We start from the raw sequence: 24,042 nt of genomic DNA, 5'->3' as shown, positions 1-24,042 counted from the left end.
TGCCTGTAACGCTGGCACCGTAGGGGCAGTCATTGAGGGTACTTTAGGGGGAAGGATCTGACGTCAGAGTGACCGGAGGCTGACAGGAACATGTCAGGCGTTGGGCGAGTCGGCTTTCCAACCAGTGGGCCTATGGAGCAGTCACCGGAACGGCTCGGTACACGGCGACCTGGTCTGAACGTATGGTTTCTTTCAACACGTAAGTCGACCCCTCCTTGCTGTCGATCTCCCAGTGTTTTTCCGCCTTTGATGCTTTTGCGTTAAAGCCCGACTCAGGCACGTTGTCGAAGCTGTCGTATCGGTACAGGTTGTAAGGCACGCCTGGCTTGAGTCCCGATACAGTGACAGTCAAGTTCACCTTCGCGGAAGCAGGACGAGTACTGGAGCCTTCGCCCATTGCCGGTTTTTCTTCATTCGCGTCGGTTGTCAGACGAACCGGCAGCGTCTTGCCGTCTCGGTCGATAACCCCGGTTATGGCCACGCCATAGTTTTTTCCGCCGCCAGGCAATGAATACACCGGTCGAGACTCGTCATTGGCCTCTTCGCGGTTCGCCTGAAATGCTCCGAACTTGAAGCGGTAAAGATATGCCGGTTTTCCATTGGGCGACCAAAGACCGTTATCGCTGAACGTAATGACGTCATCAGCGTAATAGGTAGCAGGCTGGGTGACTGGTTTTGTGGAAGAAACGCCAATGACGGGAACGATATGGTCGTATTCGCCATCGCCTTCGCCCCCCTCTTCATTTTCGAATTGGGAAAAATTTTCGTAAACGCCGATGATGACCGGATAACCGGACACTACATTGCCCTTGACCCATGCCAGGAATCTGTTTGCGTTCGCCGTGGTTGGGCTGTCCCACTCAACAGCTTTCAAGCGCATTTGAGCAGCGGTGGCCCCATCGTTCCTCCCCAATAGTAACTGGCTGCCCCGCTTGGATTGTTTAACGTTCGGGCTGGCGATTGCGCGGGCATCGAATTGTGAAACGTATTGGCCATAGTAAAGTCCGGCACTGATGAGCGCGGTCTCACCGCAATAGCCATAGTTCGCTTCCCATTGAAGGCGTGGAGGAATGTCGTTCATTTCGGTGCGGTTTTTTGTTGCGCCTATTTCTGCCGAGTTCGGCTGAGTGTCTGCTGCATAGGCTATTGAGAAAGGTGCACACAGGGTCAAAGCCATTAACAGACACAGAGGTCTTGGGGGCGTGAACTGGCTTTTCATGAGCCTGCTGAAGTCAAACATTCTTATCACCGTTACTGACTGCCATGGGATGTATCAGCAAGTGGAACAGAATAATGTCGTGGTAGTCTTAAAATTTGCCCTTGGCAACGGACTGTTCTTACATGGGGGCGGTCCGCAACGTTGGAGTATTTTTTCCATAGGAGGTCTCGCGTGCCCTGGAAGTCAAATCTTGTAGTGCTCGCCCTGTCTGCCGTTGCCTTTTCGGCGCAGGCCCAATCCGATCGTCAAGTGGTCGAGGACATGGTTACTCGCTCGGCCAATGTCTGCCCGGGCCACAGCACAGAACGCACCACGCCCACGGTGAAGGCGGTGCCTGTCGGCGCGTTGCGGGTTATGCTCGACCGCGGCTTGGTCATGTGTCCTGACCGACGCCTCGATGTCGACGCACCGGCTGTGTTCTACGGTAGAGTTGGCGTGTTTGAATGGAACCCCGAAGTGCCTGCAAGCTCGGAGGTGATCGCCAAGCAGATCGACGCCATGACCCGCAAGGACGAGTACCCATCGGACACCTTGGTTTGGGATGCCAAGGGTATGCCACTTGAGCAGCGCACTGTGCCGGCCTTCGAACCCAAGCCAGGGGCTGCTGTGCTGTACCAGGTACGGTGAGCCCTGTCGGGGAGGCGCTTGGAAGTAAGCCGCTCGGCTTCAGGAAACAGCGGACTGCCTCGACTGACGGCTTAATCCAGGCGTCTTGCCTGTAATACGCTTGAATGCGCGGCTGAAAGCCGCCTGGGATGTATAGCCCAGGCGTTGCGCCACCTCTTCAATCGGCAGCCTTTCAAGCGTCAACCACTGGCTCGCAAGCCGCATCCGCACCTCAGTGACGTAGCGCAGTGGGGCCATGCCAATAGTCGCTTGGAAACGGTCCGCGAAGACCGAGCGAGAGGTATTGCATTGCTCCGCCAGCTGCGCAACGGTCCAGTCGCGCCCCGGTTGTTGATGGAGCGCGAGAAGCGCACTTGCCAAGCGTGGATCGCGTAATGCAGCGACCAGGCCAGAGGCATTACCGCAGGCGCACTCCACCCAGCCGCGAACGACCATGGCGGCCACCACGTCGGCCAAACGCGCGAGGATGCCGGCGAAGCCGACACGTGCGGCGCTGACCTCGCGCTCCATGGTGGCCAGGATAGGCACCAGTCCGGGGTAACGCTGGCCACCGGCATCAATCAGCATCAGGCCCGGCATCAGCCTGCCAAGGCCATGGATACTGCCCAGTTCAAACTCCATGCAGCCACTGAACAAAAGGGTGGTTGGCGTGGGGCTGGCATCGGTCCCGGCATCCACCGCGCTGACCGTATCACCGAGGGAGGCACCGTCTAAACGGTCGATGTCCTGAACAGGCACCTCCGCATGGGAAAGCAGTTGATGGGCCGCGCCATGGGAGATGAATACGGCGTTGCCGGCAGATAGCGCATACGTTGTCCCGTCTTCCATCCGCAGCACTGCATTGCCGACCGCCAGGAAGTGGAACCAGGCATGTCCAGGTTTGGCAGCGAAGCCCAGGCCGAAGGTTGGACCGGCTTGGATACGTCGGTACTCGACGCCACGCAGGCGCATGCCACGCAACAGTTCGTTGATGAGATCCGAGGAGAGGGCAAACTGATCGGTAGGCATCGTTCAGGTGTTTCAGTCAAAAAATCGAGGTTTTTGATCATAGATCATCCAGTACCCCACGCCTAGACTGCGGGTCGCCATTCAAATTGGGAGATCCGTGCAATGACTGATTGTGTGTGTAATGCCGTATCCGACAGCCGTCCCGGCGCCGGGCTGTATGTAGAACCTGCAACCCCTGCGTGGATGGCAGTCTTCTCGTTGGCAATGGGCGTGTTCGGATTACTCACCGCCGAGTACCTTCCGGCCAGCCTGCTAACGCCGATGGCTACCGATCTGGGCGTGTCCGAAGCGCTGGCTGGCCAGGCGGTAACGGTGACAGCAGTGGTGGCGCTGTTCGCTGGTCTGTTGGTGCCAGGCCTGACTCGCGGTATCGACCGCCGCTGGGTGCTGCTGGGTTTTTCCACCTTGATGATCGCATCCAATCTTTTGGTCGCCGTTTCCTCCAGTTTCGCGGTGCTATTGGTGATGCGTATCTTGCTGGGCATCGCCCTTGGTGGGTTCTGGAGCATGGCGGCAGCGGTGGCGATGCGCTTGGTACCGGGAGCTTTGTTGCCTCGAGCGCTCTCGATCATTTTCAGCGGCATTGCCGTCGGGACGGTGGTTGCGGTCCCGCTGGGCAGCTACCTGGGCGGGCTATATGGCTGGCGCAGCGCGTTCTTTGCAGCGGCGGCGGTAGGTCTTGTGACCCTGGCTTTCCAGTCGTTCACGCTGCCGCGCCTTGCGCCGCGCACGCCGGCACGCCTGCGCACCGTACTCGAGGTTTTGCGGCGCCCGGGCATCGCCATGGGGATGTTCGGTTGTGTGCTGGTGCACAGCGGCCACTTTGCGATGTTCACCTATGTTCGGCCATTCCTCGAGGGCACCACCGGCATCGGTCCGCAAGGGTTGTCGCTGATGCTGCTGGGTTTCGGTGTGGCGAACTTCGGCGGCACGCTGTTGGCCGGGTGGCTGCTTGAGCGTCATCCACTGGCCACCCTGGTGTTGATGCCCGCGCTGGTGGGCGTTGCGGCACTGGCGTTGGTTCTGTTGCCGGCCTCGGTGCCAGGGCAGGCGGTGCTGCTGGCGATCTGGGGCCTGGCCTTTGGCGGTGTGCCGGTGGCGTGGTCGAACTGGGTCGCCAGCGCGATACCTGATCAGGCGGAAAGCGCCGGAGGCATGGTGGTGGCTTCTGTGCAGTCGGCCATCGCAACGGGCGCCGCTGCTGGCGGTGCGATGTTCAGCCTCGGTGGCAGCGCAGGCGTATTCGTAGCGGCGGCGGTGCTGATGCTGCTGGCCGCGCTGCTGATTGCGTTGCGTGTTCGAGTCCCTTCGGCCCATGGCAGTGCCCAGGCCAGGCCGGCGCTGCACCTTTGATCCGGCTCCCCCGGTAGCCGCTTGCGGATCACCAGCCGCTTACTGTTCTCGGAACGCTTACGCTGGAAGGCTTGTCACGGCCCACTGACGCACCGGCCCCCTGCGAGCTTGCGCGCACGATCCTGTTCCTCGTTTGGGGGAGCTGGTTTTCATTTTTATTACATCCTTTGGAACGCTTCTCTCTGCACGGTCACTCAGGTGTAAGGATGTCGCCGCTCATACCGGGTCATTTGCATTCTTCTATCTGCCGATCACTAAGAGGACATGCCATGGATACGCCTAATGTACGTGCAAGCCGCGAGCTGACTCGTGTACCTGATGAGATACAGCAGGAAGCAACGCAACAGGCCTCTCACTCTCCTGACCTTGGCCCTATCGGGTTAGCGATGAGCGTGCGGCTCCAAAACCATTTCGAGGCTCACCTTGAAACAGAAGCCGGCTCCGATCAACCCGCTGCCCCTGCTTCAAGCGCACGCAACGCGGAGCTGACCGCCATTCGCGATGACCGTGCTCAACGGTTGGAGGCAGGGGGCTATAACGTCCATGACATGGAGAAGGCGGAAAAAAACGCCGGCAGAGCCGACAGATTGTTTGCGTCAATAAAGTCCGGGATGGGGGGGACGCCCTTTGCGGCGCTCACCGAGGCAGGCAATTTCAAGCCGTCCATCCTCCAGGTAGCGGGCCAGCATGCCAATACCGTACGCGAAGCGGCTATAGAGAACGCGATGGCATGCTTGTATGCCGGTATGGCGGATGCTAGCGGTAACAAGCTGATTGCAGGCTTCAAGCCTGGTTATTACCTTAAACCCGAGAGCAATACGCTGCACCCGGCGCTTCAAGCATCAGTGGCGGAAAAGCTGCTGGCGTTGGACAAAGGTCCATTGCGCAATGCTTTTGACGAAGCCAATAAGTGGCTTACCGGATTTGCCGTACGTAATACTGCAATGTACGCGTCAACACTTGCCATGACGGCTGCTGGCAAAGAGCACCTGGATGCAGTCCTGCAGCCTGCCCTACGGCCGGTCACGGCTATCATCGTGGGTATGGCAATCGAGCATTACAATGTGAGCCGCGATCGCACTAACCATTTAGCTGACCCGGCAATGCTCTATGGTCGTCGCGATGCTGTACCGCAAGGGCAGGCTCATAAGCCTATTGATCAAGATACCGAATGGCTGGATGACTTTCAGACGTTAAAGGATCTCGATGCCACTGCCCTGGTCAAGATGGTCTCCGCGCGGCTGGGTGAAGGCGCGGCTACGGCTCTGAATGCGGTCATCAGCGGCGATGCCTTGAAAGAGATAGCAGACCCGGTCAGTGTTTTAGGAAATGGTCTCCTGATTGGCGGTTTTTCTGCCATGGGCGCGGGTACAACCGCCACAGCCAACTTGGCCAAGTCGAAGGAACTGGGAAAAATGGCGGCTACCGCAGCCTCGGAGGGTGTAAAAAACGTATTGGGTACCCTGGCTTTCGGGCTGTGGGCAGCTGGCGCCTCGCTAGGTGGATCATTGCCGAAAAAAGCCGTCGCTGCTGTCGATGCCCATGTACCAAAAGCAGTAGAAGGAAGCGCAGATGCAGCTGGCAGGGTGGCGGTCAAGGGAGGTGAGCTTGCAGTCAAGACATCGCTCACTGGCGCCAGGTTTGCCAAGGAGACAGCTGTTTCAGCGAGCAACCACGCAAAAAGTGCAGCCCAAGCGGCAGGGGATGGAGTCATTAGCGTTGCTAGCGCCATTGGCACCACCTCCCAATCGGCCTGGGACAAAAGCGTGGGCGCCCTGAGGCAACGCCCCACGGCCACCTCTCAAAGCCAAGTCGTTCATGGTCAGAGCGTGCCCATGCAGCCGCTCGCAGCTACGCAGGTCCAAACGTCGTCCTCAGTACCCGCGCGTCCGCCTGCTCAGGATGATGGCGATATCGTGTAGCAGCCTTCCTCGTCGCGCATTGTCGTCTTTCCCTAATGTCCAGGGATCGGACACCAGATACGAGTCTCGTTCCCCGCTCCAGGATTCAGAAAAAAGCCACTCGGATGAGTGGCTTTTTTGTGCCTGTCGAAAAAAACGAGTTGAGTTATAAAGAAGCTCAAGAGCGCTACGGCACTCAGGGCTAACGCCCGCCCATTAACCAAACGTCAGGCGTTCAAAGATGGGAGGCGTAGTTCAATGTTGACGAGAAGAAAGTTCATCACTGCTGCTGCAGCAACGGGGGTGGGTGCCGCAGGGGCCCTTGCGTTCCACACCTTGAGCAAGGGCAGTGTGGAATATGAGCATGCCGTGAAGCAGATATGGCGTCACAGCGAACTCGATTCGAGTAACGTTCCTGCAGTACTGCGCGAACTTGTGCGCTACGCAACCCTGGCGCCATCCAGTCACAACACCCAGTGCTGGAAGTTCGGGCTGGACGATCAGTCGATTTCAATCCTGCCTGACTATCAACGCAGATGTCCGATTGTCGATCCAGACGATCACCACCTTTTTGTCAGCCTCGGCTGCGCCGCCGAGAACCTTGTGCAGGCAGCGGCAGCGATGGGCTTTAGGGGTGATGCCGTTTTCAATACCGGGAAAAACGAATCATGGAACATCTCCTTGGAGCGCGCAGCGCAGGTCCGAACTCCGCTTTTCGAGGCAATCCCGCGTCGGCAGTCGACCAGGGCCGAATTTGATGCCAAGCCTCTTTCAAACGACGAACTGCGGCTTCTGGAAATAGCCGGCTCGGGAAATGGCGTTCGGGTTCAGTTGCTCACGGATAAACAGGACATGGAGAATGTCCTTGACTTCGTGGTTCAGGGAAACACCGCACAGATGCGTGATCCGGCATTTGTGCGCGAACTCAAAGAATGGTTGCGTTTCAACGGAGGGCAGGCTGCGAGGCAGGGCGACGGACTGTTTACAGGTTCTTCCGGCAACCCAACTGTCCCCAGTTGGCTTGGTGGCCTGATGTTTGATTTCTTTTTTTCCGAAGAGTCCGAAAATGACAAGTACGCGCGACATGTTCGGAGCTCCTCCGGCATTGCGGTATTTGTTTCAGCGCTTGAGGACAAGCATCACTGGATCGAGGTGGGTCGTGCCTTTCAACGGTTTGCTTTGCAGGCAACGGCGATGGATGTTCGAACCGCTCACCTTAATCAGCCGGTGGAAGTCGCGTCACTCAGGCCGCAGTTCGCCAAATCAATCGGTATCTTGGGTGAAAGGCCTGATCTTGTCATTCGGTTCGGTCGTGGACCCGAGATGCCCAGATCCTTGAGGCGCCCAATTGAAGCCGTACTGTTGTAGACGCCTGACAATTCGTTCCAGCGGACGTTGGGGTGAAACAGGTGTAAACCTATTTCAGGACCACCTTGCTCTAGGGTATCGGCATGGTGGCGATCCGGCTTTCCACCTGATTACCTCCCCAGAGCCGGTTGACTACGCCTGAAGTCTTAGCGCGCTGATGATAAAAGCATGAAGGCTATTGACTGCTTTAGACCCGCGAGAGGTTCGGCTACGTAGAATCGACACTTCCATAGGTTCAATGTTTCCTAAGCCGTGTTCGTTGCTTAAGACGTGAAGCGATGGCTGCACGCTGCACTGAGTGATCGCGGCGATAGCGAGTCCTCCCTCGACTGCGGCCACCTGGCCAGCAAGGCTGGAGCTGTTGTATACCACCTTGAATTCACGTCCCTGCTGGGTCAGTGAGTTCACTGCATAGCGTCGAGCCAGGCTCTCCCTTTCGTAGACTGCAATGGGCACCGGGTCTCGCCTCCATAGTTCGAACTGGGGTGAACCCACCCAAACCATAGGTTCCTTGAAGAGGAATGTGCCGCTTTGAGGCGAGTCTCTGGACACCAGCGCAAGATCAAGATCGCCGCTTCGCACACGTGGTATCAGCGTGGTCGACTGTTCACAGGTCAACTCTATTTCCACGCCTGCGTAGCGCGGCGAAAAGCGCTTCAGAACGGGCGTGAGATACTTTGCCGCGTAGTCCTCCGCGACGCCAAGGCGGATTCGTCCGGTTAACTCTTCACCGTGAAATGCCGCTTGGGTTTCTGCATGGAGTGCAAGTATGCGGCGGGCGTAGCCCAGCAGCGTCTGGCCGTCAGCGGTCAGGTGTAGGTGCCTCGGGCCACGACTCAATAGCGGCCGTCCAAGGGCTGCCTCCAGCTTCTTCATCTGCATGCTGACAGCTGATTGCGATCTGTTGACCTCGTGGGCTGCACCCGATAGAGAACCTGCATCCACCACTGCCACGAAACACTTGAGCCAATCGGTCTGCAAATCGCTGGCAGGCATCGCTGTCACCTCTATTCGTTAATCGAATGGCTACGACGTGAATTATGCGCTTTTCATGGCGGCTGTTCACTCGCAGGATGCTGATCAGAATCGACACACTGGGATCGGATCATGCCATTTGAGACTTGGTTGCTCTATCTGTTTACCTGCTGCGGCATAGCGATAGTGCCAGGACCCAATGCGCTATTAGTGCTTACCCATGGAGCCATTCATGGGAGCCGAAAAACGTTGTTCACTATCACGGGTGGCGTTCTCGGCTTTGCCGTCGTGCTTTCACTTTGCGCATTGGGATTGGGAGCGCTGATCCAGGCGTCGGCCACCTGGTTCACAGCGTTGAAGATAATCGGCGGGCTTTATCTGATCTGGTTGGGCTTCGGGCTGTGGCGCTCCCCACCCGTGAGTCTTGATGCGACGGGTACCAAGAACTTCCGAGGCTGGTCTCTGTTCCGCCAGGGGTTGGTATCGGCCATTTCAAATCCCAAGGCGCTGCTGCTATTCACCGCATTTATCCCGCCATTCCTGGACCCCCACAGAAGCATCATCGCGCAGACGGTCGTCATCGCATTGACTTACGCCGTGGTGGAGTTCGTCGTTGAGTATCTAGTGGCCAGCGCTGCGCACCAGGTCAGGCCATGGTTAGCCCGAACCGGGCGGCGATTCAATAAGGTCTGTGGTGGTTTTTTTGTTCTTTTCGGGTTGGTTCTGCCCGTCCATGCTTGAAGCCATGCTTCGTTTTGGAGCCGACGGCGGCAGCGCCCCGCGTTGTGCAAAATACTGTGCGGGCGTGCTCCCCAGGGCCTTTTTGAACATGGTGATAAAGGCGTTGACCGAGTTATAGCCCAGCTCGGTTGCAACGTTCTGCACCTTCGCACCACTGGCCAACTCTCGCAGTGCAACGACAAGGTGCAACTGTTGCCGCCAGCGTCCAAACGTAAGGCCCGTCTCACGAATCATCAATCGAGACAGCGACCTGTCGCTCATCGCCACGCGTTTGGCCCATTCGGCTGACGTACTGCGGTCGGAAGGGTCGAGCGTCAGTGCATGGGCTATCGCACGAATTTTGGGATGACTGGAGATGGGGAGGTTGAAGCGCTCACGCGGCATTTCGACCAGTTCGTCGAGGATCACTCTCGCAAGCCTGGCGGCATGGCCAACCGGAGGATAATCGGCAGGCTCCTGTGCCAGCCGATCAACCATTTCCCGGATCATCGGGGAGATGGACAGCGTGCAGCAATCCTCGGGCAGCTTCGCCGCTCCGGGGTTCACGAACAGATAATTGAGCCGGGCATTCGCTGTCGCCCGTGCGCTATGGGGCACGCCGCCCGGAATCCAGACACCGCAGTTGGGCGGTACGATCCAGATCTCGTTGTCCGCAGTACAAGTGACCGCCCCGTGCAGCGCGAGGATCAGTTGACCCTTGCGATGCACATGCGTCGGCACTTCCGCTTGGTGATCTGCAAAGTCGAGCTGCCGGGCCACCGCCGTCCGATCCGTGAGGTCGGGGTCGAAGACAGAGACGGCTGATGGTGTGGGCGGCATCGGTTGGCAGCTTTTAGGGATATTTTGGAAGAATACTGAATTTATTTGCGTTTGCAACGCAGCAATAATGGTTCGCATGAACATCCTATCTGCTGTGAACAAACCACCTGGGCGCGCCGACGTCGGCATAGCGCACGCGGTAGTGTCTCTCCTGCAAACTCCTGCCATGAGGGCAGATGTGGACGCGTTGCTGTTTTCGGCGAAGAGCTTTGCCGCGGCGATGTTGGCCTACTATGTTTCGCTGCGTATAGGACTTGCCAATCCCTACTGGGCAATAGTGACTGTCTACATCGTCTCGCAGACGTCTGCGGGTGCGTCGCTCAGTCGCGGTGTCTATCGCTTCGTGGGAACCCTCGCCGGGGCGGCGGCAACGGTGGCAATCATTCCGAATTTCGTGAACGACCCTATCGTATGCAGCGTGGTGCTCGCCTGCTGGATCGGCCTGTGTCTTTATTTCTCGCTGCTTGATCGCACGCCAAGAGCCTATGCTTTCGTTCTTGCGGGTTATACCGCGAGCCTGATCGGATTTCCCTGCGTCCTTGATCCAGGCACGGTGTTTGATACAGCCTCTGTGCGGGTCCAGGAAATCTCCATCGGGATACTGTGTGCGGTTCTAGTGCATCGCTACATCCTGCCCAAGCGTATGACGGGTCAGTTCATTGGCAAGCTGTTGGCAGCGCTGCGGGACGCCCGTCAGTTGGCAGCTGACGCCTTGAAGGGAGCGCCGAGCGAGAATCGTCGCGACCGCACCCAGCTCGCAGTAGATCTTCTTGCCCTTCAGGGGCTTGCAACGCACCTACCCTATGATCCTGCCCCTGGGCTGCGGCACGAGTCGGTACAGTTGATCCATGACCGGCTCGCGCGATTGCTTGCGCTCGCTGCGGAGATCGAGGACCGGATCCATTCCCTGGGTATGGACGGCTACAACGCGCCCGATGAACTGGTCGCTTTGCTCGATGACATTGCGACGTGGATCCCGGCTGTCGAGGCGGTCGACCGGGAGGGCGTGGCAATGTGTTTAATCGCCCATGCACGCGAGATCAACAAACGTTTCGACGTAGACGCCGCAGCGCCTGGCGTCAGGCTCGCCGCTAATCTCGCCGGTTATCTTGGCGAAATGATTGGCCTGCTCCAGGACTGCGACAACCTGGGGCGCCACATCGTGACTGCCGACCTATCACACGAGGCGACAGTGCTTCATTGGCCCAAGCCCGCGAAGGGCTACATCTATCACCGCGATCGCTGGATGGCGGGCCGGGCCGCGTTGGGTGCCATCGTCGGCATCCTGATCAGCTGCGCTTTCTGGATCTGGTCGGCCTGGCCTGAGGGCGGGACAGCCGTATCGATTTTCGGCGTATGTTGCACGCTGTTCGGGAATGTCGATGCGCCAGCCCCTAACGTCATCAAATATATGCTCGGCTCGATCTATGGGGTGGTCATCAGCTTTGCCTACAGCTTCGTCATTCTTCCTCAGGTCACGGACTTCGCTCTCCTTGTTGCAGTGCTAGCACCGGCGTTCCTGTTCGCGGGTTCCCTGCAAGCGCGTCCGCCGACAACGTTCATGGCACTCGGTATCACCCTGACCATTCCGATTCTATCGGGGCTGCGCGCCACCTACGCCGGCGACTTCGCTGCATCCCTCAATACTGTTGTTGCGCTCTTCGCGGCGGTCGGATTCGGGGCGGTCAGCATGACCTTGTTCCAGACCGTCCCGGTCGACGCGGCGATCAGCCGGTTGCTTCGATTGAGTCGCAGGGGCGTCAGCCGTCGAGCGCTGGGTAATGTAGCCGATGACCGGCATTGGACGAACCTTATGATCGATCGCACGGCGCTGCTGCTACCAAGGCTACGGGTGTCCAACAAAGGCTATTCAGATGTTCTCGACGATACCTTGCACCATCTGCGCGTCGGGCACGCTGTTGGGTCGCTTCGCAAGATCATCCCGCAGGTTGACGGCAACATTGCCGAAAAGCTGGGTGAGCTGCTTTGCGCGATCGCCGCACGCTTCAGCGCCAGAGACCTTAAGGATCATGTTGATCCGATCGGATTTGACCAGCGTATCGAGACCTTGCAGGTGATGATCGCTGACAGCTCGATCAACGACCGCTCCCGGATCGCCGAGCTGCTCATGGACCTTGGATTTGCACTAGGTCCCAGTCATACGGCGAGTGCGCCTCATGATCGTTGATCTCGACGTCGGTGGCGTCCTCATCCCCGGTTTACTGGCGCTGGTATTCGTCGCCATTTTTGCCACCGTCGCGATAATCCGCGTCCTCCGCGTCGTGGGCATCTACCGCCTGTTCGCTCACTGGCCGCTCGTCGAACTCGCCATTTTCGCGCTCATCTACGGTTTGCTCGTGCAGCATCTGCCCTCAATCGGACACTTATCTTGAAGCCTGTTCTATCCTTGCTCAGCCGCTATGCCCTGACTCTTTGCCTCGTTGCTGGCGCCACGCTCATTGCGCTAGGGGCTTGGAACCATCACGAGCGAACGCCCTGGACTCGCGACGGGCGAGTGAGCGCGGATGTCGTGCAAATCGCACCGGAAGTCTCCGGTACTGTCAGTGCCGTCCCGATCGTTGATAACCAGTATGTCCATCGGGGTGACATTCTTTATGTGATCGACCCGCTGCGGTACCGGCTCGCAGTGGCGGCGGCCGAAGCCGACGTCGAAGCCAAGCGTCAGGATAGGCTCGTTCGCCAGGCGGCGGCGCGGCGGCGCGGCCAACTCCGCGATATCGTGTCCCAAGAAGATGTTCAGCAAACAGGAGGTGCGGCTGCGGTGGCGGGCGCCACCTATCAAGCAGCGCTGGCGGCTCTGGACCTCGCCAAACTCAATCTCGCCCGCTCTACTATCCGCTCGCCGGTCGATGGCTATGTCACTAACCTGAGGTTGCGGCCTGGCGACTATGCGACGGCCGGTTCGGCAACGGTTGCTGTCCTCGACGCGGCGAGCTTCTGGGTCACTGGTTATTTTGAAGAGACGAAGATCCGGCAGATCCACGTCGGCAAACCGGCGCGGATCATGCTGATGGGCTTTGATCAGCCTGTGTCGGGGCATGTCGAAAGCATCGGTCGCGGGATCGAGAACAGTAACGATTCGCCAGGTCATCTCGGCCTGCCAAATGTGGCGGCGACATTTACCTGGGTGCGTCTTGCGCAGCGGATCCCGGTTCGTATCCATATCGACAGGGTGCCAGCAGGCGTTGAATTGGCCGCAGGCATGACCGCGAGTGTTGAGATCATCCCGCTTTGAGGCGTTGTGCTTTTCAGCCAGCCAACCAATCAGGGGAGGGCATGTCCCTCTAAAATCTCGAATCCGTCGTCAATGGGTGCGTAACCAACCACTTCACGGGTCTTATCAATGGAAAGGCGCTTGTATCTATTGTCTGATACGCCATGAACCACATGGAACCCGTTCAGCTCCGCATCCACGCAACTTCTAAGTAACGCTACGACATCCCTCTCGCTGATAAACGCAGCTACATCTCTGTGGCTGTGGGTCTCTCCAGGCTGAAACTCGGCTACGTTTGCAATGCGGACTGCAATGGTCGTCATTTGACCATCGTTTGCATACATCGATGCGAGAGCCTCCCCAAATGCTTTGCTGACCCCATAAAGATTTCCTGGCCTGGGCGACATGTGTTCATGTACCTGGACGTCCTTTGGGTAACCCTCAATGGCTTGGGCACTGCTCGCAAATATGAACCGCCTGCAACCTTGTGCCTTCGCGGCGAACAGCATGTTGTAGGTGCCAACAATATTTACAGGCAGGAGGGAAGTCATGAAGTTAGCGTCTGGACTCGGGTCAGCAGCCAGATGAATCACGGTGTCGATGCCTTCGCAGGCCTCAAGGCAGCTTGACTGATCCCTGACATCAAGAGAGAAACTTTGCGCTGGTTTCGGAAATTTCCGTACATCGATATCAGCGAGGCGCAAATCCAATCTGTCGGCTTGCGCGGTCCAAAAAGCAGTGCCAATCCGACCCGCCGCACCTGTGACTAAAATTTTTCGCGCGCTCATGTGTATGTGTCCTTACCGTTAAGCTGCATTGAGCATTTGAGATCAGCAGTGCCTGATACATGTCGCACCGATCAAGGTGAGCGGTGGGGGGGCCGGCCGATAGTGTTTCAGAAACTTCGGCCCGCGCCGACTCAGGTGGTGTCGGCTACAGTTCCTTGTAACCGCAGGAATGTATCACGACCGCCACGGAATATTGATCATGCCGAAACACCCTCCGTTCCAATCGCTTGGCTGCGCCGAATGCCGCAACCACGAGGCATTGGGGTTTGATTTCACCATGGCCTTCCAGCCTATTTTCAACGTCCGGACACGCGCTGCGTATGCTTATGAGGCGTTGGTCAGAGGCGTCAATGGCGAGTCGGCTGGCTACATCCTGGGGCTCGTGAACGACAGCAACCGCTACCGATTCGACCAGGCCTGCCGGGTGAAAGCCATCGAGGAGGCCGCAAGGCTGGGCCTGCTGGAGATTCCCGATTGCCTGCTGAGCATTAATTTCCTGCCCAACGCCGTATATCGACCAGAGACGTGTATCCGGGCCACCCTGGAAGCGGCGCGCCTGACCCATTTTCCACCGGAAAGGCTCATGTTCGAAGTGACCGAAGGCGAGAAGGTGGTGGACCCTGAGCACCTCAAATCGATTTTCGTGGAGTACGAGCGCCAAGGTTTCATTACCGCCGTCGACGATTTTGGCGCTGGCTATTCGGGCCTTAATCTGCTGGCCATGTTCCAGCCGCAGGTGCTGAAGATTGACATGGCACTGACCCGAGGCATCGATCAAGACTCGGTCAAACAAGCGATTGTCGAAGGCATCATCCTGGTCGCCAGGCGCTTGGATATCCTGGTCATCGCCGAAGGTGTCGAGACCCGTGAAGAAAGCTCGACGCTTCTGGGCATGGGAATCGAGCTGATGCAGGGATATTTGTATGCAAGGCCCGAGGTCGGTCATCTCCCGGCTGGATGCTTTGACTTGGGTTGATGTGCCCAAGCCCTTTGCGTCCACGATATTCGATGGGCCATTATCGGGCCTCGACACAAGGACGCGTCCCATGCCCACACCTGTACTCCACCTCTTGTGCGGTAAAATTGCTTCGGGAAAATCCACGCTGGCCCGATCGTTAAAGGCCGAACATTCAGCCATTTTGTTGAGCGAAGATCACTGGCTTTCAAAGCTCTACCCTGATCAGATCAAATCGGTGGCGGACTACGTCCTGCATGCGCGCCGGATCCGGGATGTCCTGGGGCCGCTGGTCATCGACATGCTCTCGGCGGGGACTCCCGTGGTCCTCGATTTTCCTGCCAACACCCCAGCAGATCGTCATTGGCTACGCAGCCTGGCTGACACTGCGAAAGTCCCTCACCGTGTTCACTACATCGAAGTTGAAGATGACACCTGCCGTCGCAGGCTGCACCACAGGAATGCGCGTGCCGAGCATGACTTCGCAGCCACTGATGCTGAATTCGATCTGATCACGAGCTACTTTCGTGCACCAGACCAGGCGGAAGGGCTGGATGTGGTCATACACCGGACTTGATCCGTTGAAAATGTCGGCGCATTGAAAGTGGGTTTGTAGCTTGCGAAATACGGGGCATCGAATCCATAGGCTCGATACGGCAGGAGTCCTTCACGATCCCATCCAGTTATCCAAGAAATCCGTGAGTATGTCTGTGGATAACTGCGCTGAGGCCAGGTAGGCAGAGCGTTTTAACGGGTGCTCAAAAAATGTACAGGCAGATTGGTATCATCCCGCCGTAGGCCATTGAATTTAAACAGGGCGCTGAAAACCGGGATCACCTTGCATGCATGTTCATCGACTCCATTCGAGAAGTGGCGAGCTTGGCAGCTGGAATGTCTGACAACAAAAAGCCCGCGCATGACGGGCTCTCTGTATGGGGTCAAATCCTTTTGTCTGTTCAATCTGTGCTTCGTACTGTAAATATTTCGTGAAAAGCACGTTGCGGGAGCGAAATAACCGGCCCTCAAAAGCCCGCGTAAGGCGTGCTTCTCCATGAAGAAGATCGGTTAACGGTTGAACCGCTCGACCAATGAGTACTGCGTGGACGCGGTCCTGGTCAGTTCCTTATTCAGATCTGCCGATTGGTGCGCCTGTTCCGAGGATTTATCGGCCAAGTGGGCAATGGTCGTAATGTTTCGGCTGATTTCCTCGGCGACGGCAGTTTGCTCTTCAGTGGCCGCGGCAATCTGGGTGGTCATCTCGGTGATGTGGGAGACCGCTTCGCTGATGCCCACCAATGCCTTGTCTGCCTCCAGTACCCAGGTCACGCCTTCCTGGGCCTGACGATGACCGCTCTCCATGGTCTGCACGGCGTTGTTGGACGACGCCTGGAGCTTGGTGATCAGATCATGGATCTGGGTGGTGGATTGCGAGGTGCGTTGGGCCAGTTGGCGAACCTCATCGGCCACGACGGCGAAACCCCTGCCCATGTCACCGGCGCGCGCTGCTTCGATGGCGGCATTTAATGCCAGCAGATTGGTCTGGTCGGCGATTCCTTTGATCACGTCAACGACTGTCCCTATTTCATTGCTGTCTTTGGCCAGCTGTGCAACGGTCAGGCCTGTCTCGCCGACCGCGGCGGAGAGGCGCTCGATCGCCTCTCGGGTGTCTCGGGCCACATCGCGGCCGCGATTGGTCAGCAGGTTAGCTTGTTGAGTAGCGTCAGCCGTGCGCTGGACGTGGCTGGCGACTTCCTGCGTGGTCGCGGCCATCTGGTTAACCGCGGCAGACACCTGTTCGGTTTCGACGCGCTGACGATCCAGCCCTTTCGAGCTGTCCGTGGCAAGTACATCGGATTGTTCCGCCAGTTTGCTGAGTTGCTCGGCGGTGTCTTGCAGGCGCGTCAGGCAAGTCTTCAGGCGCGAAGTCTGGCTGACGAAGGCGGTTTCCAGGCGCGCTTGTGGTCCGCGCGCATCGCTGTACATCTGAGCGATCAGTAAGTCGGAGGTAGAGGGCTCTGCCATCTGCAGCAGGCGCAAAGTTCCTCGCATCTGCCAGCGTGAAGAGAGCAGGCCGATCGGCACGGCGATGCCTACGGCTACGGCAATCGCAATGGGCGTGCTGAAGAACAAGCCGCCCATGGTGCCTGCCAGCCCCATGGCTAAGAACGGCAAGCAATCCAGCAGGGACGCTTGCCAAGCATCTTGGCGGGGGACGGCTGGTTTTCCCTGGCTGATGCGCTTATACAGGGACTCAGCTCGACGAATCTGATCAGTCGTCGGTTTGATTCTCACCGATTCAAAGCCCACCACCTGACTGCCTTCAAATATTGGTGTGACGTAGGCGTTGACCCAGTAGTGATCGCCGTTCCTGGAACGGTTCTTGACGATACCCATCCATGGGCGGCCTTGCTTGAGCGCACCCCACATATGGGCAAATACGGCAGGGGGGACGTCAGGATGGCGGACGATATTTTGCGGGGCGCCAATTAGATCGGCTCTATCAAACCCACTGATCTCCACGAAGGCGTCGTTGCAGTACGTGATAACGCCTCGCTCATTGGTTGTCGAGATGAGTTTCTGTTGAGGCGCGAGTGAAATTTCACGCTGCGTAACTGGCTGATTATTTCTCATTCCGACTGTTCCTTGATTCCTTGAGGAGGCCATCGGCCGGTATTTGAAAAAAATGAGCGCAGTTCTATAAAAAATTCTTTTATAACAATGAGTTGAATTTATTTTTCAAGCTGTTTTGGTTCGAATCGCTCTTTTGGATATAGGCTTGTTCTTGATTGAAAAAAACCGTTGTTACCATCGAAGAGACTAGCTCTTCTATTAACAATCAGTCAGTTGTCTATCGAGGTTTTTCCCGTGCTATTTCTGTCGCGGAGATCATTGCCAGTGTTCCTCAGTTTTGGGACTTGGAGTATGAGCGGATCAAAGGGGCCCTCTGAAGCCGCATGACGCGATGCGCAAATGCCGTAGGGCACTTCCAATGTCCTGACGTAACGTAAAGGGGATGGCGACAAGGCGCTGAACTTGGAAGGGCACAGGGCAGACCGATCCGGAGTACTTGATGATGCTGATAAAAAACAATTCATCCCAAACTGACGAACCGGGTGTACAGGTTCATCCTCCACGCCGCACAGCGCCTGCCGGCTCCGGGTGTTAACGAGGTGCTTGTATTGCTGCTGCTATTGCCAATGGTGCGGCAGGTGGGAACGGCCATGGAAATGAAACGGTACGCGCCGAACCTGCTTTCAGCTCAGTCTGGTCAGATACGCCGGCACTTGTTGCTCAGGGAGCACTGACAGAACCTTCAACCGCTGCAACATGCGTTGGCGGGCGCGGTGGAGGTGTTCCTTGAGGTTCAGCGCAGCGGCGTCGAATGCGCCATGCAATAGCAGCTCTAGAATCAGGCGGTGCTCGGCCAGCATGGCTTCGTCGGGACCGAGGCCCAACTGACTGTAAAAAATCCGACTGATGATCCTCGGGCTCTGGGCCTGTCGGATCAGTGTTGCGATCTTGCGATTGTTTATTCCGGCGAGGCAGTGGTAATGCAGGTCTTCTTCAAGTTGCTCGATGCATGCGAGGCTGCAATGTGGGTTGCTCTGTGCCTCTTTAACCCGAGCCAGCATCGCTTCAAGGGTCTCCCGGCTAAGTCCTGGTGCGCTCTGGCGTAACGCCTCAGGTTCAAGGCAGGCGCGCAACTCGTAGTCTTCGGTGACCTCCCTGGCGGTGAGCGGGCCGGCCAGCCACTGGGAGTAGGGTTCCTTTTCCACCAGGCCGCGGTCACGCAGACGCATCAATGCCTCGCGTATCACCGCCCGACTGACGCCGTAATGCTCGGCGGCCTTTTGCTCGTCGAGCCGATAGTGCCCGAAAGCAATACAGGTCGATAAAGCCGAGCCAATCTCGTCGAACATCCGCTCGCCCAGCGGCCGGGTATCGACCAGTTCTTCGCTGCTATCGAGGCCGAGTTGCTTGTGGGTAACGGCCAGCCGCAGTGGCTCCACTTCAACCCCCTTCGGGTTGACCAGATAACCGCGGCCGTCGAATCGACTGATCAAGCCTTCCTTGTGCAGCAGGTCCAATGCTTTGCGCACCGGTACGCGGCTGGTTCCGAACAGTTCGGCCAGAGGTGCTTCGAGCAGGACGAGTCCTTGAGCCACCTCTCCATTCACGATGGCGTCACGCAGGAGCTGGCGGATCATGGCGTAGCGCGATGCAGTGCGGTAATCCTCGGCGGTCATCGATCTCATACGCTTCTCGAAAGGCGGGGGCAGATTCTCGCACAAGTCTGTTGTCACCGTGGACCACGTCATTTGTGCGCGTTCGTTGGGCCGTTGTTACTGATCTGCACCAAAACGGATATTTTTCAATTAGTACATTTGGTGTTGTTGGCTGATCATGCATGAAAGGCTTCGCAAAATTGAAATATCCACCCGCTTGGAAAGGTGTCTAGCCCGTGTGCTAGCTGCAGGCTGCTTGCTCAGGTGAGCGCCCTGACATTCCTTCATCGCTCATTCTGGCACGCTATCTGCTCTGTAAAACGTACATTTTAATAATGAATACGTTTTTGGTGGATCAGATGTCCTACACCATTCCTCAATTACCGTTTGAAGCCGATGCATTGGCGATGGCGGACGCATTCGCCTCGGGCAGCAGCGACCCGGTCAAGGCGTTGGAAGAAACGCTGGCCAGGGTGGCGGCAGTCGATGACGTGTTCATCTCTCTCTGTTCGGCGCGTGCCTTTCGCGAAGCCCACTCATCGGCCGCACGCTGGAAGGCCGGACAGCCGGCAAGCAAACTGGACGGCGTCCCCGTTGCTTGGAAAGACATGTTCGACGTCGCAGGCAGTCCAACGACCGCAGGCGCAGCCGTGCGCCGCGACATTACGCCAGCGCTGCTTGACGCTAATGTCGTAGGCCTACTGGCGAAAGCCGGAATGGTCAGCGTCGGCAAAACAAACCTAAGCGAGTTCGCTTACTCAGGCCTTGGACTCAATCCCCATTTTGGAACGCCGCACAATCCAGTCGGGCTGGACCAGCCACGCATTCCGGGCGGCTCGTCCTCAGGCTCAGCGGTCGCGGTCGCGGCGGGAATCGTACCGATTGCCATGGGCACGGATACCGCTGGGTCAATCCGAATTCCAGCGGCCTTCAATGGGCTGGTGGGGGTTCGCAGCAGTTGCAGGCGCTACAGCCGCGAAGGCGTCTTCCCGCTCGCGCATACCCTCGACAGTGTCGGGCCTCTGACACGTAGCGTGCGTGATGCCTTGGCTATCGATGACATCCTGTGCGGGCGCACCAAGTCGACATCACTCATCCCTCACAGTTTGGCAGGGCGGCGTTTTTGGGTCGACCAGGCGGTCCTTGATGATGCACGTGTAGAACCTGCGGTACGTGACAACCTGCTGAACTGCTTGAGCGTATTGAAAGATTACGGTGCGCTGATTGACCTGCGGCCTTCGCCAGCCTTTCAAGCGACGCTTCAGCTTATCGAGCAGCAAGGCTGGCTCGGCGCCCCTGAGGCTTTCGCCCTGCATCAGCCTCTGCTCGACAGCGATGCCGCCACCCGACTCGACCCCCGCGTGCGACGCCGTCTGGAAGCCGCACGTGCATTTCCCGCCAGCCAGTTGATCAACCTCCACAGCGCGCGCAACCGGCTGCAGCAACAAATGACCGATGAGCTGGATGGGGCGTTTTTGATCACACCAAGCGTAGCCCATGTAGCGCCACCTCTGTCGCCACTGGAAGCCGATGACGAGCTTTTCGTGCACACCAATCTCGCTACGTTGCGCCTGACCATGCCCGGCAGTTTGCTGGATCTGCCGGGTGTGTCACTGCCGAGCGGCCGCGATGCGCTCGGTTTGCCCACCGGCATGTTGATTAGCGCGCCTGCGGGCGAAGACTTTCGATTGTTGCGCGCGGCGCTGGCAGTGGAAGCCGCGTTGCGCCAGCCCTGAAACATCCCACGACTGATTTGATAAAACCGCAGGAGAACAACGATGGCTAAAGAAATTCTGTGCGCCTTCGGCGTCGACGTAGACGCCGTGGCAGGCTGGCTGGGCTCATATGGTGGTGAGGATTCGCCCGACGATATTTCCCGCGGTCTGTTCGCCGGCGAAATTGGCGCCCCGCGCTTGCTCAAGTTGTTCGAGCGTTACGGCCTGCGCACCACCTGGTTTATCCCCGGGCACTCGATGGAAACCTTCCCCGAACAGATGAAGGCCGTGGCCGACGCCGGCCACGAAATCGGCGTGCACGGCTACAGCCATGAAAACCCGATTGCCATGACCGCCGAGCAAGAAGAAATCGTGCTCGATAAATCCATCGAGCTGATCACCCAGGTCACCGGCAAACGCCCCACTGGCTACGTCGCGCCGTGGTGGGAGTTCAGCAAAGTCACCAACGAGCTGCTGCTGAAAAAAGGCATCAAATACGACCATAGCCTGATGCACAACGACTTCCATCCCTACTACGTGCGCAAGGGCGACAGCTGGACCAAGATCGACTACAGCCAGCACCCCGACACCTGGATGAAACCCCTGGTGCGCGGCGAAGAAACCGATCTGGTGGAGATTCCGGCCAACTGGTACCTCGACGATTTGCCGCCGATGATGTTCATCAAAAAGGCCCCCAACAGTCACGGTTTCGTCAACCCGCGCCACCTCGAGGAAATGTGGCGCGACCAATTCGACTGGGTCTACCGCGAACACGAATACGCGGTGTTCACCATGACCATCCACCCCGATGTATCCGGTCGCCCGCAAGTGCTGCTGATGCTTGAGCGTCTGATCGAACATATCCAGAGCCATGCCGGCGTGCGCTTCGTCACTTTCGACGAAATCGCCGACGACTTTATCCGCCGCCAACCGCGTACCTGACACCCACCCATTCTCCGAGGCGCGATTCATGTCTATCTACAACAAGCTTGACCTGACTGGTTGGAAACCCCGGCAGTTGACGTCCCAGGAAGTACGCTTCGCCACCTGGATCGCCTTCTTCGCCTGGGTGTTTGCGGTGTATGACTTCATCCTGTTCGGCACCTTGCTGCCCGAGATCGGCCGGCACTTTGGTTGGGGCGAAGTGGAGCAAGCTGAAATCGCGACCTGGGTGGCAGTCGGTACCGCGGTTGTCGCGTTGGCCATCGGGCCGATCGTCGACAAACTGGGGAGACGCAAAGGGATTATCTTCACGGTGGCCGGTTCCGCACTGTGCTCGGCGCTGACCGCGATTGGCGGGGCGTGGGGCAAGTCGCCGCTGATTCTGATCCGTTCGTTGGGCGGCCTGGGCTATGCCGAAGAAACCGTCAATGCCACCTATTTGACCGAGTTGTATGGCGCCTCGGAAGACCCGCGGCTGACCAAACGTCGCGGCTTTATCTACAGCCTGGTGCAGGGTGGCTGGCCGGTCGGTGCGTTGATCGCGGCGGGCTTGACCGCGTTGTTGCTGCCGATTATCGGTTGGCAGGGCTGCTTCATCTTCGCCGCGATTCCGGCGGTGGTGATTGCGATCATGGCGCGCAAGCTCAAGGAGAGCCCGCAGTTTCAGATCCACCAGCGCATCACTGAGCTGCGTAAAAACGGCGCGGTGACCGAGGCGCAGAACGTCGCCGTGACCTACGGCGTCGACTACGACGAACACAGCAAGGCAGGCCTCAAAGCCGCGTTCCGTGGCCCGGCCCGTCGCGCCACCTTGGTGATCGGCGCTGCGCTGTTGCTCAACTGGGCGGCGATCCAGGTGTTCAGCGTGTTGGGCACCTCGGTGATCGTCAGCGTGCACCACATCTCGTTCGAGAACTCGTTGATCATCCTCGTGCTGTCGAACCTGGTGGGTTACTGCGGCTACCTCAGCCACGGCTGGATGGGCGACAAGATTGGCCGCCGCAATGTGATCGGCCTGGGCTGGATGCTCGGTGGCCTGTCGTTTGCCGGGATGCTGTTCGGCCCGAGCAACATGCCGATGGTGGTCGGGCTGTACAGCCTGGGCCTGTTCTTTCTGATCGGGCCGTACTCGGCGGCGCTGTTCTTTATCAGTGAAAGTTTCCCTACCAGCATCCGTGCCACTGGTGGCGCGATCATTCATGCCATGGGTCCGATTGGCGCGGTGGTCGCAGGGTTTGGCGCCACCCAGGTGTTGTCTGCCGGCAGTGACTGGCAGACCGCCGCACTGTGGTTCGGCGCGGTGCCATGCTTCTTGTCCGGTGCCCTGATGTTTGCCGCACGCCATGTGCGTCCGGAAACCGTTCAGTAAGGAGTTTTTGATGAGCCGTAAAGTTGCCTTGATTACCGGTGCCGCCAGCGGCATCGGTCAAGCCCTCGCCGTGGTCTATGCGCGCACTGGTGTGGCGGTCGTCGGCGGGTATTACCCGGCCGATCCCCATGACCCGCAGACCACGGTGGCGTTGGTGGAAGAAGCCGGTGGCGAGTGCCTGATGCTGCCGCTGGACGTGGGCGATACCGCTTCTGTGGACGCCTTGGCCGCACAGGCCGTGGAGCATTTCGGCCGGCTGGATTACGCCGTCGCCAACGCCGGTTTGCTGCGCCGTGCGCCGTTGCTGGAAATGACCGATGCGCTGTGGGACGAGATGCTCAACGTCGACCTGACGGGGGTGATGCGCACCTTTCGCGCGGCGACTCGGCATATGGGCGAAGGCGGCGCGCTGGTGGCGATTTCGTCGATTGCCGGTGGCGTGTATGGCTGGCAAGAGCACAGCCATTACGCAGCGGCCAAGGCAGGTGTGCCAGGGTTGTGTCGTTCGCTGGCGGTGGAGCTGGCGGCCAAGGGCATTCGTTGCAATGCGGTCATCCCGGGGTTGATCGAGACGCCGCAGTCACTGGATGCGAAGAACTCCCTCGGACCGGAAGGCTTGGCGAAAGCGGCGAGGGCGATTCCGTTGGGGCGGGTAGGGCGCGCGGATGAAGTGGCTTCATTGGTGCAGTTCTTGACCAGTGATGCATCGAGTTACCTGACCGGGCAGAGCATCGTGATTGATGGCGGCCTGACCGTACGCTGGCCTGACTGACTGTACTGGATCAAAAGTGTGGGAGCGGA

Annotated in this window: 21 protein-coding genes; 14 read left to right on the top strand and 7 right to left on the bottom strand. The window is 58.3% G+C overall.

The genetic code is table 11. The features are described from left to right. Window positions 1-130: 130 nt before the first annotated feature. Window positions 131-1,240: a hypothetical protein gene (locus F7R20_RS02435; protein ID WP_003200424.1), complete on the bottom strand. Its 1,110-nt coding sequence runs from the start codon at window positions 1,238-1,240 to the stop codon at window positions 131-133. A gap of 150 nt (window positions 1,241-1,390) precedes the next feature. Between F7R20_RS02435 and F7R20_RS02430 the strand changes: the two genes are divergently transcribed. Further along, window positions 1,391-1,846, top strand: coding sequence for a hypothetical protein (locus F7R20_RS02430; RefSeq protein WP_027912435.1), 456 nt, complete (start codon window positions 1,391-1,393; stop codon window positions 1,844-1,846). Window positions 1,847-1,885: 39 nt separating this feature from the next. Here the strand turns inward: F7R20_RS02430 and F7R20_RS02425 are convergent, their stop codons facing one another. Beyond that, the gene (locus F7R20_RS02425) at window positions 1,886-2,854 is read right to left on the bottom strand and encodes an AraC family transcriptional regulator (RefSeq protein WP_003200436.1); all 969 of its coding nucleotides are present in this window, start codon (window positions 2,852-2,854) and stop codon (window positions 1,886-1,888) included. 102 nt (window positions 2,855-2,956) lie between these two features. On the opposite strand from F7R20_RS02425, the gene F7R20_RS02420 reads away from it, so the two are divergent. The 3 genes from F7R20_RS02420 (at window position 2,957) to F7R20_RS02410 (ending at window position 7,476) form a co-directional block, all read left to right on the top strand. After that, entirely contained in the window at window positions 2,957-4,207 is a 1,251-nt protein-coding gene (locus tag F7R20_RS02420) for an MFS transporter (protein WP_003200438.1), read from the top strand. Between the two features lie 269 nt (window positions 4,208-4,476). Continuing rightward, complete coding sequence (locus tag F7R20_RS02415; protein ID WP_033028089.1) at window positions 4,477-6,129, top strand: hypothetical protein; 1,653 nt, start codon at window positions 4,477-4,479, stop codon at window positions 6,127-6,129. A gap of 237 nt (window positions 6,130-6,366) precedes the next feature. Then, entirely contained in the window at window positions 6,367-7,476 is a 1,110-nt protein-coding gene (locus tag F7R20_RS02410; RefSeq protein ID WP_003200442.1) for an Acg family FMN-binding oxidoreductase, read from the top strand. Between the two features lie 132 nt (window positions 7,477-7,608). Here the strand turns inward: F7R20_RS02410 and F7R20_RS02405 are convergent, their stop codons facing one another. Next, window positions 7,609-8,472 carry a LysR family transcriptional regulator gene (locus F7R20_RS02405; protein WP_013692932.1) on the bottom strand — a complete coding sequence of 288 codons (864 nt, stop codon included), beginning with the start codon at window positions 8,470-8,472 and terminating at the stop codon, window positions 7,609-7,611. Window positions 8,473-8,583: 111 nt separating this feature from the next. On the opposite strand from F7R20_RS02405, the gene F7R20_RS02400 reads away from it, so the two are divergent. After that, a complete protein-coding gene (locus tag F7R20_RS02400; protein WP_013692933.1) occupies window positions 8,584-9,192 on the top strand; it encodes a LysE family translocator in 609 nt (202 codons plus the stop codon). Here F7R20_RS02400 and F7R20_RS02395 read toward each other — a convergent pair. Beyond that, window positions 9,109-10,011 carry an AraC family transcriptional regulator gene (locus tag F7R20_RS02395; protein ID WP_003200443.1) on the bottom strand — a complete coding sequence of 301 codons (903 nt, stop codon included), beginning with the start codon at window positions 10,009-10,011 and terminating at the stop codon, window positions 9,109-9,111. The two genes, F7R20_RS02400 and F7R20_RS02395, sit on opposite strands and share 84 nt — an antisense overlap. A gap of 178 nt (window positions 10,012-10,189) precedes the next feature. Here F7R20_RS02395 and F7R20_RS02390 point away from each other — a divergent pair, with 178 nt between their 5' ends. From F7R20_RS02390 to F7R20_RS02380, 3 genes are read left to right on the top strand one after another with little or no spacing between them, the layout of a single operon-like run. Beyond that, complete coding sequence (locus F7R20_RS02390) at window positions 10,190-12,199, top strand: FUSC family protein (protein ID WP_223529236.1); 2,010 nt, start codon at window positions 10,190-10,192, stop codon at window positions 12,197-12,199. Beyond that, on the top strand, window positions 12,189-12,404 hold the full coding sequence (locus F7R20_RS02385) for a DUF1656 domain-containing protein (RefSeq protein WP_080684666.1): 216 nt from the start codon (window positions 12,189-12,191) through the stop codon (window positions 12,402-12,404). Before F7R20_RS02390 ends, F7R20_RS02385 begins: the two co-directional genes overlap by 11 nt. Then, window positions 12,401-13,267: an HlyD family efflux transporter periplasmic adaptor subunit gene (locus F7R20_RS02380; protein WP_003200448.1), complete on the top strand. Its 867-nt coding sequence runs from the start codon at window positions 12,401-12,403 to the stop codon at window positions 13,265-13,267. Before F7R20_RS02385 ends, F7R20_RS02380 begins: the two co-directional genes overlap by 4 nt. 29 nt (window positions 13,268-13,296) lie before the next feature. Here the strand turns inward: F7R20_RS02380 and F7R20_RS02375 are convergent, their stop codons facing one another. Further along, window positions 13,297-14,034, bottom strand: coding sequence for an NAD-dependent epimerase/dehydratase family protein (locus tag F7R20_RS02375; protein WP_003200451.1), 738 nt, complete (start codon window positions 14,032-14,034; stop codon window positions 13,297-13,299). A 199-nt stretch (window positions 14,035-14,233) separates the two neighbouring features. On the opposite strand from F7R20_RS02375, the gene F7R20_RS02370 reads away from it, so the two are divergent. Then, window positions 14,234-15,010: an EAL domain-containing protein gene (locus tag F7R20_RS02370; RefSeq protein ID WP_003200452.1), complete on the top strand. Its 777-nt coding sequence runs from the start codon at window positions 14,234-14,236 to the stop codon at window positions 15,008-15,010. Between the two features lie 70 nt (window positions 15,011-15,080). Further along, the gene (locus F7R20_RS02365) at window positions 15,081-15,566 is read left to right on the top strand and encodes an AAA family ATPase (protein ID WP_033028090.1); all 486 of its coding nucleotides are present in this window, start codon (window positions 15,081-15,083) and stop codon (window positions 15,564-15,566) included. 488 nt (window positions 15,567-16,054) lie between these two features. Here the strand turns inward: F7R20_RS02365 and F7R20_RS02360 are convergent, their stop codons facing one another. Both F7R20_RS02360 and F7R20_RS02355 read right to left on the bottom strand, forming a co-directional pair. Next, on the bottom strand, window positions 16,055-17,620 hold the full coding sequence (locus F7R20_RS02360) for a methyl-accepting chemotaxis protein (protein WP_003200457.1): 1,566 nt from the start codon (window positions 17,618-17,620) through the stop codon (window positions 16,055-16,057). A 623-nt stretch (window positions 17,621-18,243) separates the two neighbouring features. Next, window positions 18,244-19,236 carry a GntR family transcriptional regulator gene (locus tag F7R20_RS02355; RefSeq protein ID WP_003200459.1) on the bottom strand — a complete coding sequence of 331 codons (993 nt, stop codon included), beginning with the start codon at window positions 19,234-19,236 and terminating at the stop codon, window positions 18,244-18,246. 338 nt (window positions 19,237-19,574) lie between these two features. On the opposite strand from F7R20_RS02355, the gene F7R20_RS02350 reads away from it, so the two are divergent. From F7R20_RS02350 to F7R20_RS02335, 4 genes are read left to right on the top strand one after another with little or no spacing between them, the layout of a single operon-like run. After that, window positions 19,575-20,951 carry an amidase gene (locus tag F7R20_RS02350; RefSeq protein WP_087945360.1) on the top strand — a complete coding sequence of 459 codons (1,377 nt, stop codon included), beginning with the start codon at window positions 19,575-19,577 and terminating at the stop codon, window positions 20,949-20,951. Window positions 20,952-20,993: 42 nt separating this feature from the next. Beyond that, a complete protein-coding gene (locus F7R20_RS02345) occupies window positions 20,994-21,872 on the top strand; it encodes a polysaccharide deacetylase family protein (protein WP_003200462.1) in 879 nt (292 codons plus the stop codon). Between the two features lie 28 nt (window positions 21,873-21,900). Then, on the top strand, window positions 21,901-23,241 hold the full coding sequence (locus tag F7R20_RS02340) for an MFS transporter (protein WP_003200464.1): 1,341 nt from the start codon (window positions 21,901-21,903) through the stop codon (window positions 23,239-23,241). A gap of 10 nt (window positions 23,242-23,251) precedes the next feature. Further along, a complete protein-coding gene (locus F7R20_RS02335; protein WP_003200466.1) occupies window positions 23,252-24,013 on the top strand; it encodes an SDR family NAD(P)-dependent oxidoreductase in 762 nt (253 codons plus the stop codon). Window positions 24,014-24,042 lie beyond the last annotated feature (29 nt).

This window comes from Pseudomonas brassicacearum subsp. brassicacearum, from assembly GCF_008801605.1.
GTDB classification, from domain to species: domain Bacteria; phylum Pseudomonadota; class Gammaproteobacteria; order Pseudomonadales; family Pseudomonadaceae; genus Aquipseudomonas; species Aquipseudomonas brassicacearum.
This window is presented reverse-complemented; position numbering and strand designations above follow the sequence as displayed.

Coding starts and splice junctions, on each gene's coding strand:
- F7R20_RS02415 (WP_033028089.1), top strand. CDS start 4,477: ATGGATACGCCTAATGTACGTGCAAGCCGCGAGCTGACTCGTGTACCT.
- F7R20_RS02350 (WP_087945360.1), top strand. CDS start 19,575: ATGTCCTACACCATTCCTCAATTACCGTTTGAAGCCGATGCATTGGCG.
- F7R20_RS02405 (WP_013692932.1), bottom strand. CDS start 8,472: ATGCCTGCCAGCGATTTGCAGACCGATTGGCTCAAGTGTTTCGTGGCA.
- F7R20_RS02375 (WP_003200451.1), bottom strand. CDS start 14,034: ATGAGCGCGCGAAAAATTTTAGTCACAGGTGCGGCGGGTCGGATTGGC.
- F7R20_RS02340 (WP_003200464.1), top strand. CDS start 21,901: ATGTCTATCTACAACAAGCTTGACCTGACTGGTTGGAAACCCCGGCAG.
- F7R20_RS02345 (WP_003200462.1), top strand. CDS start 20,994: ATGGCTAAAGAAATTCTGTGCGCCTTCGGCGTCGACGTAGACGCCGTG.
- F7R20_RS02435 (WP_003200424.1), bottom strand. CDS start 1,240: ATGTTTGACTTCAGCAGGCTCATGAAAAGCCAGTTCACGCCCCCAAGA.
- F7R20_RS02385 (WP_080684666.1), top strand. CDS start 12,189: ATGATCGTTGATCTCGACGTCGGTGGCGTCCTCATCCCCGGTTTACTG.
- F7R20_RS02355 (WP_003200459.1), bottom strand. CDS start 19,236: ATGACCGCCGAGGATTACCGCACTGCATCGCGCTACGCCATGATCCGC.
- F7R20_RS02370 (WP_003200452.1), top strand. CDS start 14,234: ATGCCGAAACACCCTCCGTTCCAATCGCTTGGCTGCGCCGAATGCCGC.
- F7R20_RS02335 (WP_003200466.1), top strand. CDS start 23,252: ATGAGCCGTAAAGTTGCCTTGATTACCGGTGCCGCCAGCGGCATCGGT.
- F7R20_RS02360 (WP_003200457.1), bottom strand. CDS start 17,620: ATGAGAAATAATCAGCCAGTTACGCAGCGTGAAATTTCACTCGCGCCT.
- F7R20_RS02420 (WP_003200438.1), top strand. CDS start 2,957: ATGACTGATTGTGTGTGTAATGCCGTATCCGACAGCCGTCCCGGCGCC.
- F7R20_RS02395 (WP_003200443.1), bottom strand. CDS start 10,011: ATGCCGCCCACACCATCAGCCGTCTCTGTCTTCGACCCCGACCTCACG.
- F7R20_RS02365 (WP_033028090.1), top strand. CDS start 15,081: ATGCCCACACCTGTACTCCACCTCTTGTGCGGTAAAATTGCTTCGGGA.
- F7R20_RS02400 (WP_013692933.1), top strand. CDS start 8,584: ATGCCATTTGAGACTTGGTTGCTCTATCTGTTTACCTGCTGCGGCATA.
- F7R20_RS02410 (WP_003200442.1), top strand. CDS start 6,367: ATGTTGACGAGAAGAAAGTTCATCACTGCTGCTGCAGCAACGGGGGTG.
- F7R20_RS02425 (WP_003200436.1), bottom strand. CDS start 2,854: ATGCCTACCGATCAGTTTGCCCTCTCCTCGGATCTCATCAACGAACTG.